The sequence below is a fragment of the Vibrio zhugei genome (genome assembly GCF_003716875.1).
Lineage (GTDB): Bacteria > Pseudomonadota > Gammaproteobacteria > Enterobacterales > Vibrionaceae > Vibrio > Vibrio zhugei.
The window spans coordinates 1,686,240-1,702,803 of the sequence record NZ_CP033078.1; the positions used below are offsets into that span (position 1 = coordinate 1,686,240).

At 44.7% G+C, this 16,564-nt stretch carries 14 protein-coding genes; 6 read left to right on the top strand and 8 right to left on the bottom strand.

All coding sequences use genetic code 11. From position 1 onward, the window contains the following. Positions 1–5 precede the first annotated feature (5 nt). From EAE30_RS13065 to EAE30_RS13075, 3 genes are all read right to left on the bottom strand, one after another. A complete protein-coding gene (locus EAE30_RS13065) occupies positions 6–746 on the bottom strand; it encodes an ABC transporter permease (RefSeq protein WP_123016312.1) in 741 nt (246 codons plus the stop codon). Positions 747–824: 78 nt separating this feature from the next. Then, positions 825–1,601, bottom strand: coding sequence for an ABC transporter substrate-binding protein (locus EAE30_RS13070; RefSeq protein ID WP_123016313.1), 777 nt, complete (start codon positions 1,599–1,601; stop codon positions 825–827). An 83-nt stretch (positions 1,602–1,684) separates the two neighbouring features. After that, positions 1,685–2,455, bottom strand: coding sequence for an ABC transporter ATP-binding protein (locus tag EAE30_RS13075; protein WP_123016314.1), 771 nt, complete (start codon positions 2,453–2,455; stop codon positions 1,685–1,687). A 366-nt stretch (positions 2,456–2,821) separates the two neighbouring features. Here EAE30_RS13075 and pflB point away from each other — a divergent pair, with 366 nt between their 5' ends. From pflB to EAE30_RS13090, 3 genes are all read left to right on the top strand, one after another. Then, entirely contained in the window at positions 2,822–5,098 is a 2,277-nt protein-coding gene (gene pflB / locus EAE30_RS13080) for a formate C-acetyltransferase (protein WP_123016315.1), read from the top strand. 201 nt (positions 5,099–5,299) lie between these two features. Then, positions 5,300–6,040, top strand: a complete 741-nt coding sequence (gene pflA, locus EAE30_RS13085) for a pyruvate formate lyase 1-activating protein (RefSeq protein ID WP_123016316.1) — start codon at positions 5,300–5,302, stop codon at positions 6,038–6,040. A gap of 194 nt (positions 6,041–6,234) precedes the next feature. Beyond that, positions 6,235–6,735 (top strand): YfbU family protein, encoded by a 501-nt coding sequence (locus EAE30_RS13090; protein ID WP_123016317.1) that lies wholly within the window; start codon positions 6,235–6,237, stop codon positions 6,733–6,735. A gap of 68 nt (positions 6,736–6,803) precedes the next feature. On the opposite strand, the gene EAE30_RS13095 is transcribed toward EAE30_RS13090, so the two are convergent. Beyond that, positions 6,804–7,568 carry a MipA/OmpV family protein gene (locus tag EAE30_RS13095; RefSeq protein WP_123016318.1) on the bottom strand — a complete coding sequence of 255 codons (765 nt, stop codon included), beginning with the start codon at positions 7,566–7,568 and terminating at the stop codon, positions 6,804–6,806. A 301-nt stretch (positions 7,569–7,869) separates the two neighbouring features. Here EAE30_RS13095 and EAE30_RS13100 point away from each other — a divergent pair, with 301 nt between their 5' ends. The 3 genes from EAE30_RS13100 (at position 7,870) to EAE30_RS13110 (ending at position 12,733) form a co-directional block, all read left to right on the top strand. Next, positions 7,870–9,804, top strand: coding sequence for a PrkA family serine protein kinase (locus tag EAE30_RS13100; RefSeq protein ID WP_123016319.1), 1,935 nt, complete (start codon positions 7,870–7,872; stop codon positions 9,802–9,804). 109 nt (positions 9,805–9,913) lie between these two features. Continuing rightward, complete coding sequence (locus tag EAE30_RS13105; RefSeq protein WP_123016320.1) at positions 9,914–11,185, top strand: YeaH/YhbH family protein; 1,272 nt, start codon at positions 9,914–9,916, stop codon at positions 11,183–11,185. A 12-nt stretch (positions 11,186–11,197) separates the two neighbouring features. Next, the gene (locus tag EAE30_RS13110; RefSeq protein ID WP_123016321.1) at positions 11,198–12,733 is read left to right on the top strand and encodes a SpoVR family protein; all 1,536 of its coding nucleotides are present in this window, start codon (positions 11,198–11,200) and stop codon (positions 12,731–12,733) included. Between the two features lie 151 nt (positions 12,734–12,884). Here the strand turns inward: EAE30_RS13110 and kdsB are convergent, their stop codons facing one another. The 4 genes from kdsB to msbA are packed head-to-tail and all read right to left on the bottom strand — an operon-like array spanning position 12,885 to position 16,556. Beyond that, positions 12,885–13,634 (bottom strand): 3-deoxy-manno-octulosonate cytidylyltransferase, encoded by a 750-nt coding sequence (gene kdsB / locus EAE30_RS13115; RefSeq protein WP_123016322.1) that lies wholly within the window; start codon positions 13,632–13,634, stop codon positions 12,885–12,887. After that, positions 13,635–13,814 carry a Trm112 family protein gene (locus EAE30_RS13120; RefSeq protein WP_123016323.1) on the bottom strand — a complete coding sequence of 60 codons (180 nt, stop codon included), beginning with the start codon at positions 13,812–13,814 and terminating at the stop codon, positions 13,635–13,637. Further along, positions 13,795–14,805 carry a tetraacyldisaccharide 4'-kinase gene (gene lpxK, locus EAE30_RS13125; protein ID WP_123016324.1) on the bottom strand — a complete coding sequence of 337 codons (1,011 nt, stop codon included), beginning with the start codon at positions 14,803–14,805 and terminating at the stop codon, positions 13,795–13,797. Before lpxK ends, EAE30_RS13120 begins: the two co-directional genes overlap by 20 nt. Continuing rightward, complete coding sequence (gene msbA, locus EAE30_RS13130; protein WP_123016325.1) at positions 14,802–16,556, bottom strand: lipid A ABC transporter ATP-binding protein/permease MsbA; 1,755 nt, start codon at positions 16,554–16,556, stop codon at positions 14,802–14,804. The genes lpxK and msbA overlap by 4 nt, the downstream gene beginning before the upstream one ends. Positions 16,557–16,564: the final 8 nt, after the last annotated feature.

Below are 16,564 nucleotides of genomic sequence, written 5' to 3' on the forward strand. Positions count from 1 at the left end.
AGTGCTTACCTTGTATAAATCCGATACCGACGTTCTAGTAGCGTCAGAAGACCGCTTGAGAGGCTGGTAAATAGAAGGAAGATGACCGAGATCGTCATATAAAATGTGAAAGGCTGCTGAGTTGACCCGGCAGCTAACCCTCCAACACGCACCATATCCTCCAAACCAATGATCGACACTAACGCCGTGGTTTTGAGTAACACTAACCAGTTATTGCCAAAGCCAGGCAAGGCATGGCGTACCATTTGTGGAAACAAGATTCGCCGAAAACTAAGCCACGGACTCATACCATAGGCTTTACCCGCTTCTAATTCCCCTTTATTGACCGCTAAAATCGCGCCACGAAATGTCTCAGCCATATACGCGCCGAAGATAAAGCCAATGGTGATACTGCCAGCCCAGAACGGACTGACGTCAATATAGTCGGGAAGATAAGCAGTCCATTCATGAGACGGTTGCCAGTATTGGATGGCCTGATTGAGCCATTCATTGACATTATATAACGTATTATTGAGAAAAATTTGCCCGCCGAAAAAAATGAGCATCATGAGTACTAAATCCGGAATACCACGAATCAATGTGGTGTAACCGGTTGCGAGTACTCGGGCGATGCGGATTGAAGATAGCTTCGCCAATGCCCCAAACATACCAAGGATGACGGCAATACAAACCGATAACAAAGCGACCTCAACAGTTAATGCTGCTCCCTTTAAAATCGCCCATCCATATCCATATAAATTCCACATGATGATGTCCTTTCAAACTTGGTATTCATACATCCCTGTCAAGGATACCAAGTCACCTTTGAGTAATGGAAAAAGGCTTTATTCGCCGTACACATCAAAATCAAAGTATTTACGCGCAATGGTTTGGTATTGACCATTTTTACGTATAGCGTCAATGGCGGCATTGAGCTTTTTGGTTAAGTCTTTATCTTGTTTACGTACCGCGATACCAAAACCATCACCAAACCATTTAGGATCGGTCAACGTTGGGCCAACGAAGTGATATTTATCTCCTCCGGGCTTATTCAACATACCATCTTGCAATGCGGAGGCATCCCCCAGGACAGCGGCAATTCGGCCATTTTTCAAATCCAGATAGGCTTCATCAAATGATCCGTAACGAACAATATCGACCTCATCGCCATAATTATCACTTAAATACTTATCATGGGTCGTCGCACGCTGAACACCAATCTTAACGCCTTTTAGTCCCTGTTTAGTGAAATCGATGTGCGTGGTTTTCTTGGCGATAAATTTGTTGGGCATGAGCGCATACTTATGAGTGAAGTCCACTTTTCGGCGTCGCTCATCCGTGATCGACATCCCTGCGATGATCGCATCATATTTACGAGCCAATAGAGCGGGAATGATCCCATCCCAATCTTGGCGGACAAGCTTACACTGAACCTTCATTTGTTTGCACAATGCATGAGCAATATCGACATCAAAGCCTTGCAATGTCCCATCTGGGGCTGTCCAGTTAAATGGAGGATACGCGCCTTCCGTTCCAAACCTGACCGTGTGCCACTCTTTTGCTTGTAAAAATCCGGAGACCATTGTCGCCGCTAATACTGTACCCATTAACCCTATTTTCATACTGTCACTCCTGTTATATCGTATGGTGTTGTCCCCTTCCTAGAACAACATTTATCTCTACCAGCGAATTCACTCACCATGGTCTAATAGACCGATGATAAAAACTGCGCTAACTGAGGGGATTTGGGGTGAGGAAACAAGTCCTGTGGATGGCCTTGTTCCTCAACTTTTCCTTGATGCAAGAACATAACATGATTAGACACATCACGAGCAAAAGACATCTCATGAGTGACCACCAGCATCGTACGACCTTCTTCGGCGAGCCCGCGCATAACACCAAGAACTTCACCGACCAACTCAGGGTCCAAGGCCGACGTTGGTTCATCAAATAGCATCACTTCTGGTTCAACAGCTAACGCTCGAGCAATCGCAGCGCGTTGCTGTTGACCGCCCGATAACTGACCTGGATAGTCGTGGCGCCGGTCATAAAGCCCAACCCGATGGAGTAAACTATCTGCCTGTCCGATCGCTTGTGGTTTGGGAACACTGAGTACATGAACAGGGGCTTCAATAACGTTCTCTAGTACCGTCAAATGCGACCACAAGTTAAAACTTTGGAATACCATCGCAAGACGTGAACGTATGCGTTGTACCTGCCGAGCATCTGATGGAAAAGTGTGCCCAGCTTTGTCAGTCGCCATTTTTATTGGCTCATCTTTCACCCAAATCTCACCAGAGGTCGGCGTTTCTAATAAATTGATACAACGTAGAAAGGTACTTTTCCCTGAACCAGAAGAACCAATAATAGAAATGACATCCCCCTGATGGGCTTTTAATGAAATCCCGCTGAGCACTTCATTGGATCCAAACGTTTTATAGAGATTTTTGACGTGCAGTGAAACGGTTTCATTCATGCCCTATTTCCTTTATGACATTATGACGAGGTGAGCGCAAACTCCTTATGCGTTTCATAAAACTAGCACTCTGCCGAGTAGTATGCAATTCACTTAATTGACGCCTTACACCCACACCCCCACTTTACGATGCCGCATTAAACAAAAATTTATCGTATTTTGTGATCATTTATTGATTTAGTTTAAGGTTTGCAGCTTTTTTTTAGCTTAGAGTGTTTATCAACGGGAACAAATTGCATTATGAGTGACCACTTTCCTCAGTGCCCATCCATAATGTTATTTAAATTAGTGTACTGGCACTTTCGGGTAGTAGACTCAATAAGCTAAGTCAGTACGTGTTTTTTCTACTACAAAGGTAGGTATGTCATGGCAGAGCAATTTGCTAAAGCTTGGGAAAGTTTTGTTGAAGGTGAATGGCAAAACGAAGTAAACGTTCGCGACTTTATCCAAAAAAACTACACTCCTTATGAAGGTGACGAGTCTTTCCTCGTTTCTGAAGGTACTGAAGCAACCAAATCGCTTTGGGCCAAAGTCATGGAAGGCATTAAGCAAGAAAACGCGACACATGCCCCTGTTGATTTCGATACATCGGTTATTTCTACCGTGACATCTCACGACGCTGGCTATATTAACAAAGACCTAGAAAAAATTGTTGGTCTACAAACTGAAGCGCCACTAAAACGTGCGATTATCCCTAACGGTGGTATTCGTATGGTTGAAGGCTCATGCAAAGCCTACGGCCGTGAATTAGATCCTGTCACTAAAAAAATCTATTCTGAATATCGTAAAACACACAACCAAGGTGTGTTCGATGTGTACACTCCGTCTATCCTAAAATGTCGTAAAGCGGGTATCTTAACAGGTCTACCTGATGCTTACGGTCGTGGGCGTATTATCGGTGACTACCGCCGTATCGCGCTTTATGGTATTGATCGTTTGATGGCAGATAAATACGCTCAATTTACCTCTTTACAAGAAGACTTCGAAAACGGTGTCGATCTTTCGGCAACCATTCAGCTTCGTGAAGAAGTGGCTGAGCAACATCGCGCTCTTGCTCAAATCAAAGAAATGGCAGCAAAATACGGCTGTGATATTTCACGCCCAGCAGAAACCGCACAAGAAGCGATTCAATGGACTTACTTTGGCTACCTTGCAGCGGTGAAATCACAAAACGGCGCTGCAATGTCACTTGGTCGTACTTCAACCTTCCTCGATATCTATATTGAACGTGATATGGCTGCAGGACGTCTGAATGAAGACCAAGCACAAGAGTTGGTTGATCACTTTGTGATGAAACTTCGTATGGTCCGCTTCCTACGTACACCAGAATACGATGAGTTATTCTCTGGTGACCCAATTTGGGCAACAGAATCTATCGGTGGTATGGGACTTGACGGTCGTCCATTGGTAACCAAAACAAACTTCCGATTCCTGAATAGTTTATACACTATGGGTCCTTCTCCTGAGCCAAATACAACCGTACTTTGGTCAGAAAAACTGCCCGTAGGCTTCAAAAAATTCTGTGCGAAAGTGTCTATTGATACCTCATCAATCCAATATGAGAATGATGATTTAATGCGCCCAGACTTCAACTCCGATGACTACGCCATCGCATGTTGTGTTTCCCCAATGGTCATTGGTAAACAAATGCAGTTCTTCGGTGCTCGTGCTAACTTGGCGAAAACCATGCTGTACACCATTAACGGTGGTGTGGACGAAAAACTGAAAATTCAGGTTGGTCCTGAAATGCCAAAAATCACGGCTGAAGTTCTTGATTACGATGAACTTTGGGAGAAAATGGATCACTTCATGGACTGGTTAGCAAAACAATACGTGACCGCATTGAATGCTATCCACTTTATGCATGACAAATACAGCTATGAAGCATCACTCATGGCACTGCATGACTTACACGTAAAACGTACAATGGCATGTGGTATCGCAGGTCTATCGGTTGCCGCTGACTCGTTGTCTGCCATTAAATACGCTAAAGTGACCCCTGTGCGTGACGAAGACGGTTTAGCTATCGACTTCAATATTGAGGGTGATTATCCAAAATTCGGTAATAATGACCCACGTGTTGATGACATTGCCTGTGAATTGGTTCGCGTGTTTATGAACAAAATTCGCGAGCTTAAAACCTATCGTGATGCGATTCCAACTCAGTCAATTCTGACCATTACCTCGAACGTTGTCTACGGCAAAAAAACAGGTAACACACCTGACGGTCGTCGCGCTGGCGCACCATTTGGCCCAGGTGCAAACCCAATGCACGGACGCGATCAAAAAGGTGCAGTAGCGTCGTTGACATCGGTGGGTAAACTGCCATTCGCGGATGCACAGGACGGTATTTCATATACCTTCTCTATTGTACCGAACGCGCTAGGTAAAGAAGAAAACTCACAACGCTCTAACCTCGCAGGGTTGATGGATGGTTACTTCCACCATCAAGAAAATGTCGAAGGTGGCCAGCACTTAAACGTCAACGTGCTGAACCGTGATACCTTGTTAGACGCTGTTGAGCATCCAGAAAACTACCCACAATTGACCATCCGTGTGTCAGGGTATGCGGTTCGCTTCAACTCGCTCACTCGTGAGCAACAACAAGATGTTATTTCACGTACATTTACAGAAACGATGTAATTTACGCTGATTCTTGATGCTGAAAAAGCCTCGCTACGGCGAGGCTTTTTTATCGGCCAACTTTATAGAGGGCCATATTTATATCGGTTTATCATCAAGGCGTTATTTGAATAAATCCAAGTAAATATGTCCTAACCGCCTATTTTCCACTGTCAGTTTGTCATAAAATAACCATGAAAACTCCCGAAGAGAGAAATGCTCATGTCTACAATTGGTCGCATACATTCCTATGAAACCTGCGGTACTGTTGATGGTCCCGGTATCCGCTTTATCATCTTCTTACAAGGGTGTTTATTGCGGTGTAAGTATTGTCATAACCGTGATACATGGGACACACACATTGGTAAAGAGACTACCGTCGAAGACATCATCAACGAAGCAAAAACCTATCGCCATTTTATGAATGCATCCGGTGGCGGTATTACCTGCTCAGGCGGCGAGTCTATGTTACAACCCGAATTTGTCCGTGATTTATTTCAAGCAGCCCATGCTGAAGGCATTCACACTTGTCTTGATACCAATGGCTATGTCCGTAAATATACCAAGGTCATTGATGAAGTTATGGACGCGACAGACCTCGTGATGCTTGATATTAAGCAAATGAAAAATAGCGTGCATGAAAATTTGGTCGGGGTTTCAAATAAGCGCATTCTCGACTTCGCTCGTTACCTACACACAATCGGCAAAGAAACTTGGCTACGTTATGTGGTTGTTCCTGGTTATACCGATGATGATGAATCTGCCCACTTGTTGGGAGAATTTATTAAAGATATGGACAATATTGTAAAAATAGAAATGTTGCCTTATCACAAGTTAGGGGCGCATAAATGGGAAGCAATGGGAGAAGAGTATCCGTTAGAAGGCGTGAATCCGCCCAGCAAGGACACCATGGAGCGCATTAAAAGCATTTTATTACACTATAAATCGAACGTATCTTATTAATCATTCGCCTTATTGAAAGAGAAATTGATCGATTCATAGCAACAAAGATCATGAAAACCGAATAATGTACATTATTCGGTTTTTTTATGCAAAATACGCCGCAACCCTGTTGTCAGATCATATTTTGCGGGGCAAAAGATGGGTAATCTACATCTAGACACTCAGTTAACCACTGCAATTTCATGAGGCCTTTTATGGAAATGACCCATGCACAACGCCTGATTTTATCGAATCAATACACTTTGATGTCACAGCTAGATAATGCCAATGCTGAACATTATGAACGTTTAAAAACCATAGTAGAGCGTGGTTACGATCTGCAAATCAAAGAATTAACGCGTGCGTTTGACTGCTTACCTGAAGAACAATGCCAGACAATTATCAGTACTATGGACATGTTTCATGCGATGCAAGAATCCCATCATATGTTGTCCAAAGAGGCTCAAAACGATATCGATGCACGTCGACTCCGTTTTTTAGGATACGATGCTGTAACAGAAACTCAAGCGATGAATTACGTGCGTTTTCTCGTGCACACTGAGCAGCGTTATCCACAATTTTTGCCCAATGAACATGAATTTAATAGCCAAGTACCAATGGCAGACAAATACCAAAAAATGCTCGCGGTTTGGCAGCAATGTCCAAGGCAATATCACTTATCTGTGGCCGAACTCCATCAAATCCTCAATGCGTGATATCCCCTTTTCACAATATAAAAAAGGCGCGTTAGGCGCCTTTTCCATTCCAAATTTAACCGCTCAGATTAAAAACGATACGCCACCCCAACATTGAGACTGTGGGTGACTTCATGAGTCACAATTGGACTGTCGTAAATATCCTTATCAAAGTAAGTCAATTTAGCGCCTGCAAAAAGGCGAATGCTTGAGGTTAACTCCGCGAAACCGCCCAACGCGGCATACCAGGATCCAGAACCCCCGACATCGTATGACGTAATCCCGGTCTGCGCTGATTCACTCTCAGAGACCCCATATAAATAATTGCTCATCTTCGATGAGTTGTATTGATAACCGATCTGTGTGGTGAGTCCCGTTGCTCCTTGAAAACGGTAGGAATACAGCCATGATGCATCCAGCAAATACCCATGGTGTTCATTGGTAAATTCCAAAGCGGCTTTGACCGCGAGCTGGCCGACCGGCAAAGAATAACGTAATTCAGGCCCGGTCAACCCTGTTGCATGACGTTCATTAAGGCCTTGCATGGCCGCATTATCAGAGTCATCGGGATCAAAATGACGTCCATCATACGTCACCTGCCATAAGATATTGTGTGGAGCATCAAGCGGCATCAATCCAACACCCAACTCTACTCCCTGAAAATAGACATGCTCTCCTCGATAACTGATCAACGGAAATCCCTCATTGTGACTATCCGTATCTTTATAAATGTCGCTACTGTAATGATAAGCACCACCAACGGCTACCCCATCAGAACGTGCGTGAACAGAATACGAGATAACTAATGCCATACTGGCGACCGCCATCAGGATCGTTCTCGATATATTCGTCATACCTCACCTTTTTCAGTCAAAATGACACTTTGATCACTTTCATGTGACTTCCTTCATGTAACTAATAGTCAATTGCTGTTTTTTTAGCCTAAATTAGTAATAGGATGAATCAAAATAAAGTCGCACTGACCTAACATTCACGACAGTAATCTTAGGGCCGCATGAAGCATAATGCCACTCGCGAATGTAAATAAATGCATAATTGTTAAGCAAAATAGAACAAGCCGAACTAGGATTAAAGAGTGGACGAATTGCGTTGCTCGCGGTTTACGTCAACCGACATTATTAGAGGGGAATCACTATGAGTATTTTTGACCACTTTCAGGCACGCTATGAAGCCGCCAAGGATGAAGAGTTATCAATACAAGAGTTTCTAGCACAATGTAAAGATGATAAAAGTGCTTATGCGAATGCAGCAGAGCGTTTGCTACTAGCCATCGGTGAACCCGAAATGGTGGATACATCTAAGCACCCTCGTCTAAGTCGAATTTTTTCTAATCGTGTAATTGCTCGCTATGAGCCTTTCAAAGAGTTCTATGGTATGGAAGATGCCATTGAACAAATCGTCTCCTATCTACGACACGCTGCTCAGGGTCTTGAAGAACGTAAACAAATTTTGTATTTGCTTGGCCCTGTCGGTGGCGGTAAGTCGTCGTTAGCAGAAAAACTGAAAGCACTCATGCAGCAACAACCTATCTATGTGCTTTCAGCAAATGGACAGCGCAGTCCGGTCAATGATCACCCGTTTTGCTTATTTAATGTCAATGAAGACGGTGAGTTATTACGACAAGAATATGGTATTGAAAAGCGCTACTTGCGCTCAATCATGTCACCTTGGGCCGCCAAACGCCTGCATGAATTTGGTGGCGATATTACCAAATTTAAAGTCGTCAAAGTGCGGCCGTCCATACTCGATCAAGTGGGCATAGCCAAAACCGAGCCTGGCGATGAAAACAACCAAGACATCTCTGCTTTGGTCGGCAAAGTCGATATCCGCAAACTCGAGCATTACTCACAAGACGATCCAGATGCTTATAGCTACTCAGGGGCGTTGTGTCGTGCGAACCAAGGCTTGATGGAATTTGTCGAAATGTTTAAGGCGCCGATTAAAGTCTTGCATCCTTTATTAACCGCGACGCAAGAAGGTAATTTCAACGGCACCGAAGGCTTATCCGCACTGCCCTTCGATGGAATGATCTTGGCCCACTCAAATGAATCTGAGTGGCAAACCTTTCGCAATAACAAAAACAACGAGGCGTTTTTAGACCGCGTCTATATTGTCAAAGTCCCTTATTGTTTACGGGTCTCAGAAGAAGTCAAAATATACGAAAAACTGCTTGAGCATAGTGAATTATTTCACGCACCATGTGCCCCAAGCACCCTTGAGTTACTTGCGCAATTTAGCGTGCTCTCGCGTCTAAAAGTCCCAGAAAACTCTTCGATTTTTTCCAAAATGCGGGTTTACGATGGCGAGACACTCAAAGATACCGATCCAAAAGCGAAGAGTTATCAAGAGTACCGAGATTATGCTGGCGTTGATGAAGGCATGTCAGGGCTCTCGACTCGGTTTGCTTTTAAAATTCTATCCCGAGTGTTTAACTTTGATCATGTTGAAGTGGCCGCCAACCCAGTTCATCTTTTCTACGTGATTGAGCAACAAATTGAACGCGAACAATTCCCACAAGATATTGCAGAGCGTTATTTAGAATTTGTGAAGGGCTATCTGGTTCCTCGATATGTCGAATTTATCGGTAAAGAAATTCAAACCGCCTATCTCGAATCTTATTCTGAGTATGGTCAGAATATTTTCGACCGCTACGTCACCTATGCAGATTTCTGGATTCAAGATCAAGAATATCGCGATCCAGAAACCGGCCAACTCTTTGACCGTTCATCACTCAATGGTGAATTGGAAAAAATTGAGAAAACAGCCGGGATCAGTAATCCAAAAGATTTCCGTAACGAAATCGTTAACTTTGTACTTCGGGCGCGCGCCAATAACAGTGGGAAAAACCCACTATGGACCAGCTACGAAAAACTGCGTACGGTAATTGAGAAAAAAATGTTCTCCAATACCGAAGAACTGTTGCCAGTGATTTCATTTAATACCAAAACCTCTTCCGAGGATCAGAAAAAGCACGATAACTTCGTGGCTCGTATGATGGAAAAAGGCTATACGGAAAAACAAGTTCGCTTGCTTTCTGAATGGTATTTACGAGTACGCAAATCCTCGTAATAACATCCATTGATTAACCCTAGCCAGAGGCCCCAATATGTCTTCTGGCTACGGTATTCGGCATCACGCTCATCCTCCATTGAGCGTGGTGACGTATAAGGGGGAATGCATGGCGCAATTTATTGATAGAAGATTAAATGGTAAAAATAAAAGTGCGATCAATCGCCAGCGCTTTTTACGCCGTTATAAAGAACAAATCAAAGAATCCGTAGCGGATGCGGTTAACCGTCGCTCCATTACCAACACTGACACGGGGGAAGATGTCTCCATTCCACATCGAGACATCAAAGAGCCGTCGTTTCATCAAGGAAAAGGCGGTGAACGTCAACGCGTTCATCCTGGCAATGATCAATTTACGCGTGGTGATAGGATCGAGCGCCCTTCTGGTGGACAAGGGGGCAGCGGTTCCGGTGAAGGCGACGCCAGCCAAGATGGCGAAGGCCAAGACGACTTCGTCTTCCAAATTTCCAAAGATGAGTATCTCGATCTGCTTTTTGAAGATTTAGAGCTCCCCAATTTGGAAAAAAACCAAGTCAGCAAAATTACCGAGTGGAAAAGTCATCGCTCTGGCTACCAAACGGCTGGGATTCCCTCGAACATTGCTATCGTTCGTTCTTTACAACAATCACTGGCACGCCGCACCGCAATGACGGCTGGCAAACGCCGCTTAATGCGAGAACTGGAAGCCGAATTAAAGCAATTACAACATCAAGAACCTGCGCAAGCCACTGAAGAGGGCCGTTTACAAGAGGAAATTAAAGCGCTGCGCCACCAAATTGAATCGGTCCCGTTCATCGATACTTTCGATCTACGTTTTAAGAATTACGAGAAACGCCCCATTCCATCCAGCCAAGCAGTGATGTTTTGTTTAATGGATGTCTCCGGCTCCATGGATCAAGCCACCAAAGACATCGCCAAACGCTTTTACGTCCTCTTATACTTATTTCTTACCCGTAAATACGAAAACGTAGAAGTTGTCTATATCCGTCATCATACGCAAGCAAAAGAGGTCGACGAACAAGAGTTCTTTTATTCACAAGAAACTGGGGGCACGATTGTCTCTAGCGTACTCAAACTCATGCAAGACATCATTGCTAAACGCTACCCACTGAACGAATGGAATATCTATGCCGCGCAAGCGTCTGATGGTGATAACTGGGCAGACGACTCACCTCGCTGTAAAGAGTTACTGAGTGACACCTTACTCCCCGAGTGCCGTTATTATGCCTACATCGAGATCACACGGCGTTCACACCAAACGCTGTGGCACGAATACGAAAAACTACAAGAATCCTTTGGGAACTTTGCGATTAAAAATATTCGCAGTGTCGAAGACATTTATCCGGTATTTCGTGAATTGTTCCAAAAAGAGACCGCATAGGGAGACGAGTGTATGGCGACAAAAACCCAAAACTCCGAGTCAACAGCAAACGCGTCCAAACGTGAAAGACTGCCAGATGGCCCCGATTGGACCTTTGATCTGCTCGAACAGTATCATACTGAAATTCGTCAAGCGGCCGAACATTTCCGTTTAGATACCTATACCAACCAAATAGAAATCATCACCTCAGAACAGATGATGGATGCCTATTCAAGCATCGGGATGCCGATTAATTATAATCATTGGTCTTTTGGTAAAAAATTCATTCAAACTGAACAAGGGTATAAACACGGCCAAATGGGGTTAGCATATGAAATCGTGATTAACTCTGATCCTTGTATCGCCTACCTCATGGAAGAAAACACGGTGACGATGCAGGCACTCGTTATGGCGCATGCTTGCTATGGGCACAATTCTTTCTTCAAAGGCAACTATCTCTTCCAAACGTGGACCGATGCGTCTTCTATTATCGATTATCTCCTGTTTGCGAAGAAATACATTCACCGCTGCGAAGAAAGATATGGAGAAGCGGAAGTAGAAGCGCTCATCGACAGTTGTCACGCGCTGATGAATTATGGCGTGGATCGTTATAAACGCCCTGAAAAAATCTCCATTGCCGAAGAAAAAGCGCGTCAAGAAGAACGCGAAGCGTATTTACAGTCTCAAGTCAATGAGCTGTGGCGCACCGTGCCTAAGATGGAAAAAGAAGTCCCAGATATTCCGTGTTTCCCGAGCGAACCACAAGAAAACATTCTCTATTTTATTGAAAAGAATGCGCCACTGCTCGAATCTTGGCAGCGGGAAATTGTTCGCATCGTGCGAAAAGTCAGCCAATATTTCTATCCCCAAAAGCAAACACAAGTGATGAATGAAGGTTGGGCTACTTTCTGGCACTACACGATTTTGAATTATCTTTACGATGAAGGCGTTGTCTCAGATAAATTTATTTTGGAGTTCTTGCACAGTCATACCAGCGTCGTTGCCCAACCTCCATATAACAGCCCTTACTACAGCGGTATCAATCCTTATGCTCTTGGCTTTGCTATGTTCCAAGATATTAAACGTATCTGTGAACAGCCAACTGAGGAGGATTATGAATGGTTCCCTAACTTAGCGGGCACAGATTGGTTGGACGCCGTGCACTTCGCGATGCATAACTTTAAAGACGAGAGTTTTATCCGCCAATATCTGTCACCGAAAGTGATTCGTGACTTTAAACTGTTTTCAATTGGGGATGATGACCGCAAGAATTTCATTGAAGTGAATGCCATTCATGACGAGATAGGTTATCAAGCGATCCGCGAGAAATTAGCCGATCAGTATAACCTCAGTAACCTTGAGCCAAACATCCAAGTCTACAATGTCGATATCCGTGGTGATCGTTCATTAACGCTGCAATACGTTCCACAAGACCGAATTCCACTGGATTCTAGCTACGAAGAAGTACTGAAACATCTCCACCGTTTATGGGGGTTCGAAGTAAAGTTAGAGGAAGTAAAAGAAACCGGACGCAGAGAGTTGCTCGCGACCTGCCCCAAACGTGAATGAGAATAACACGCTTGCTTTTTTAATCTCTCGGTACACCAAACAACAAGTCAAACCATAAAAAGGCGCTTTCCATTGGAAAGCGCCTTTTTATAAAGTGATCATCCTATAAAACGGTCATCGTCTTAACCCACAACCCGTTTGTTTTGATGCCTCAAGATTCCTGAAGCACATGACGTCTGACGGCTTCTAAATCCGCTGGTGTATCCACTCCCGCAGGTGGGGTGACTGATGCGACATCAACATGAATTTTTTCACCATGCCATAAAACACGCAATTGTTCTAAGCTCTCAATCTGCTCTAATGGGCTTGGCTGCCAATTAAGGTACGTAGAAATAAACCCAGCACGATACGCATAAATCCCAATATGACGCAGTACTGGCTGTATCACCTGCTGAGTAGCAAAATGCTCTCGGTCCCAAGGGATAGAAGCACGGCTAAAGTACATGGCATACCCTGATTTATCGGTCACGACTTTCACTGCATTGGGATTAAATATTTCTTCTGGATCAGAAATATTCACGCCTAACGTCGCCATTGGAGCGGCATAATGATGTAAATTACTGGCAACCTGCTTGATCACTTGAGGGGGAATCAACGGCTCATCACCCTGAACGTTGACGACAATCGTATCTGGGGCAATATTTTTAAGTTCAACCACTTCAGCCAATCGCTCAGTGCCTGACTGATGCTCAGGAGACGTCATACATACATCCCCACCAAACCCTCTGACAACGCTGGCGATTCTCTCATCATCCGTCGCCACGATGACATGTTCTGCGCCTGCAAGACACGCTTGCGAGTACACGCGTTCAATCATTGTTTTGCCTGCGATATCCACTAAAGGCTTACCCGGCAAACGCGACGATTGATAACGGGCTGGAATCACTACCGTGAAGGCCATTTAACGTCCCTCGTCCATACCCATTGAGCGAGCTTCGCTTTCTAGCAATACGGGAATACCTGCTTTAATGGGATAGGCAAGGCGATCAGCCTTACAAATCAGCTCTTGTTTTTCTTTATCGTATGCCAATTTGTTCTTGCACACAGGGCAAGCCACAATCTCAAGAAGTCGATGATCCATAACGTTCTGTTACCTCATTAATTTTTTTCATAATACGCTGCGTATCACGTGCGCTGATCTCAGCAGACACTGGCAAATACCACCAGTTATCCTGCGCAAAGTCACGACATTTTACCGCATCTTTTTCGGTCATAATTAAGTGCTGACCTTTCGCACTTAAGCTATTGATCTCTGATTGTGAAAATGCTTTATGATCGGCAAAGCCTTCTTGAGCTAACACTTTCGCCCCCAGCCCCTGCAAAGTAGCAAAAAAGCGCGGAGGATGACCAATTCCCGCCATCGCGACCAATTGTGGTAACTCATTGACTTGACGCGCTTCCCCCGTCACTAAATTGATCGCTAGGTTAGGCTTCAAGGTCATGGCAATCTCACCTTGCTTAGGGATGCCACCATTCGTCACAATAAAATCGACTTTCGTAAGACGCGAGATGGGTTCTCGCAATGGCCCTAGGGGTAATAACTTCTGATTGCCAAAACGTCGCGTTCCGTCGACAACGACAAACTCAATATCGCGTTCCAACGCATAATGCTGCAAACCATCATCCGTGATCACAATATCCACATCATGGTTTGCAAGTAAGGTTTGCACGGCTTGCGACCGATTGGGATCGACCGCAACAGGGACCCCTGTGCGTTGTTGGATCAGTTTTGGTTCATCGCCGCAATGCTGTGTCGCCGTCGTATCATCGACTAACACCGGATACTGTGGCGCTTTTCCCCCATAGCCTCTGGAGACCACGCCAGGCTTATGGCCTTGCGCCTTGAGCATTTCAACCAACCAAACCACCGTCGGGGTTTTGCCATTCCCGCCCGCGGTTACATTTCCCACCACCAACACAGGTACAGGAGCACGATATGTCGGTTTATTACCCTTACGATAACTTTTACGCCGTGATTGACTCACCATGCGATAAATAAGGCTCAGTGGCCACAATATTGGCCACATCACATAGTAGAAAAACGTTTTTTTAAACCATAATTTATTAATCACGCGTTCTCACCAAATTGAATCGTATGCAATTGCGCATACGCTCCACCTTTGGCCATCAACTCTTTATGAGAACCTCGTTCAATGACATGACCGTCATCGACCACCAGTATTTGATGCGCGTTCTCAATAGTTGATAAACGGTGAGCAATCACCAATACGGTTTTATTCTTTTGCAATTCTTCCAATGCCGCCTGAATAGCACGTTCTGATTCCGTATCTAAAGCCGAGGTGGCTTCATCTAAAATCAGCACAGGCGCATCACGTAAAAGTGCACGAGCAATCGCCAAACGTTGACGCTGACCACCGGACAAACTCGTCCCATTTTCGCCAATCATGGTATCCAGCCCTTGCGGCATGTTCTCAATGAATTCCATCGCATGAGCTAAGCGTGCCGCTTCTTCAATTTGTTCACGGGTGTAGTCATTCTCGGCAGCGTAAGCAATATTGTTAGCGATGGTATCGTTAAACAAATGCACATTTTGCGAGACTAAACCAAAATGGCAGCGCAAGTTCTTTAACTTATAATCGCGAATATCATGCTCATCAAGCTCAATGGAGCCAGAATCCACATCATAGAAACGAGTGAATAGGTTGGCAATCGTCGATTTGCCGGAGCCAGAGCGTCCTACCAAGGCCACTGTTTTACCCGCAGGAATATCAAATGACACATTCTTTAGTGCTGGCGTTTCTTTCGTGCCATACGTGAAAGTGACATCTTTTACTGACACATCACCTCGGACTGAGTCCACCTCATACATGCCCGTATCTTTTTCTCGATCCATATCCATAAACGCAAATAACGTCTGGCTCGCGGCCACCCCTTTTTGTAGCTGCGATGTCACGCCTGTTAGCGCCTTAATTGGACGCATTAACATGAACATTGAAGTGAAGACAACCGTAAAGGTTCCCGGGGTCAAAGTGGCTCGAATGTCATCGTAACTGGCGAGAAATAGCACCGTTACCACCGCACATGACGCAATCATCTGAATCAATGGGTTGGCTATCGCTTGCGTAGAAACCAGTTTCATCGATTGCTGACGCATGCGATTACTCACTTTGTCAAAACGCTCCGCTTCCACTTCCTGACCACCGTAACTTAATACGACTTTATGGCCTTTGAGCATTTGCTCGGCGGACTCGGTGACACGCCCCATTGCGGATTGCATATTTTTAGAGATTTTACGAAAGCGTTTAGATACCACACCAATCGCGACCGCCACCAAAGGCGCAATCACTAACAATACCAAAGACAGCTGCCAACTATGCCAAAACATCAGCGCGAGTAAGCCGACAATACTGGCGCCTTCTCTCACAATACTGACCATGACCCGACTGGTCGCATTGGCCACTTGCTCGGTATCATACGTAATGCGCGACAACAGGCTACCCGTGGATTCTTTATCAAAAAAACTGACCGGCATGTGCATGAATTGATAAAATACCGAGCGGCGCATCATCATCACCACATTCCCAGAGACCCAACTCAAGCAATAGGTAGAAATAAAGCCACTAGCGCCACGTAGGACCATAACCCCCATCACAATAAAGGGCAGTGTTTTTAGAAAGTCTGATTCTGCTTTGCCAAACCCGTCATCAAGCAAGGGCTTCAGCAGTGACATCATATAAGTATCTGATAACGCATTAATAACTAGCGCTATAGTCGCGACAAACAACCCTGATTTATACTTACGAATGTAAGTCCATAAACGTTTGAAGGTTTGCCAAGTGGTTTCGTCAGTATTTATCGACATAGAAATAA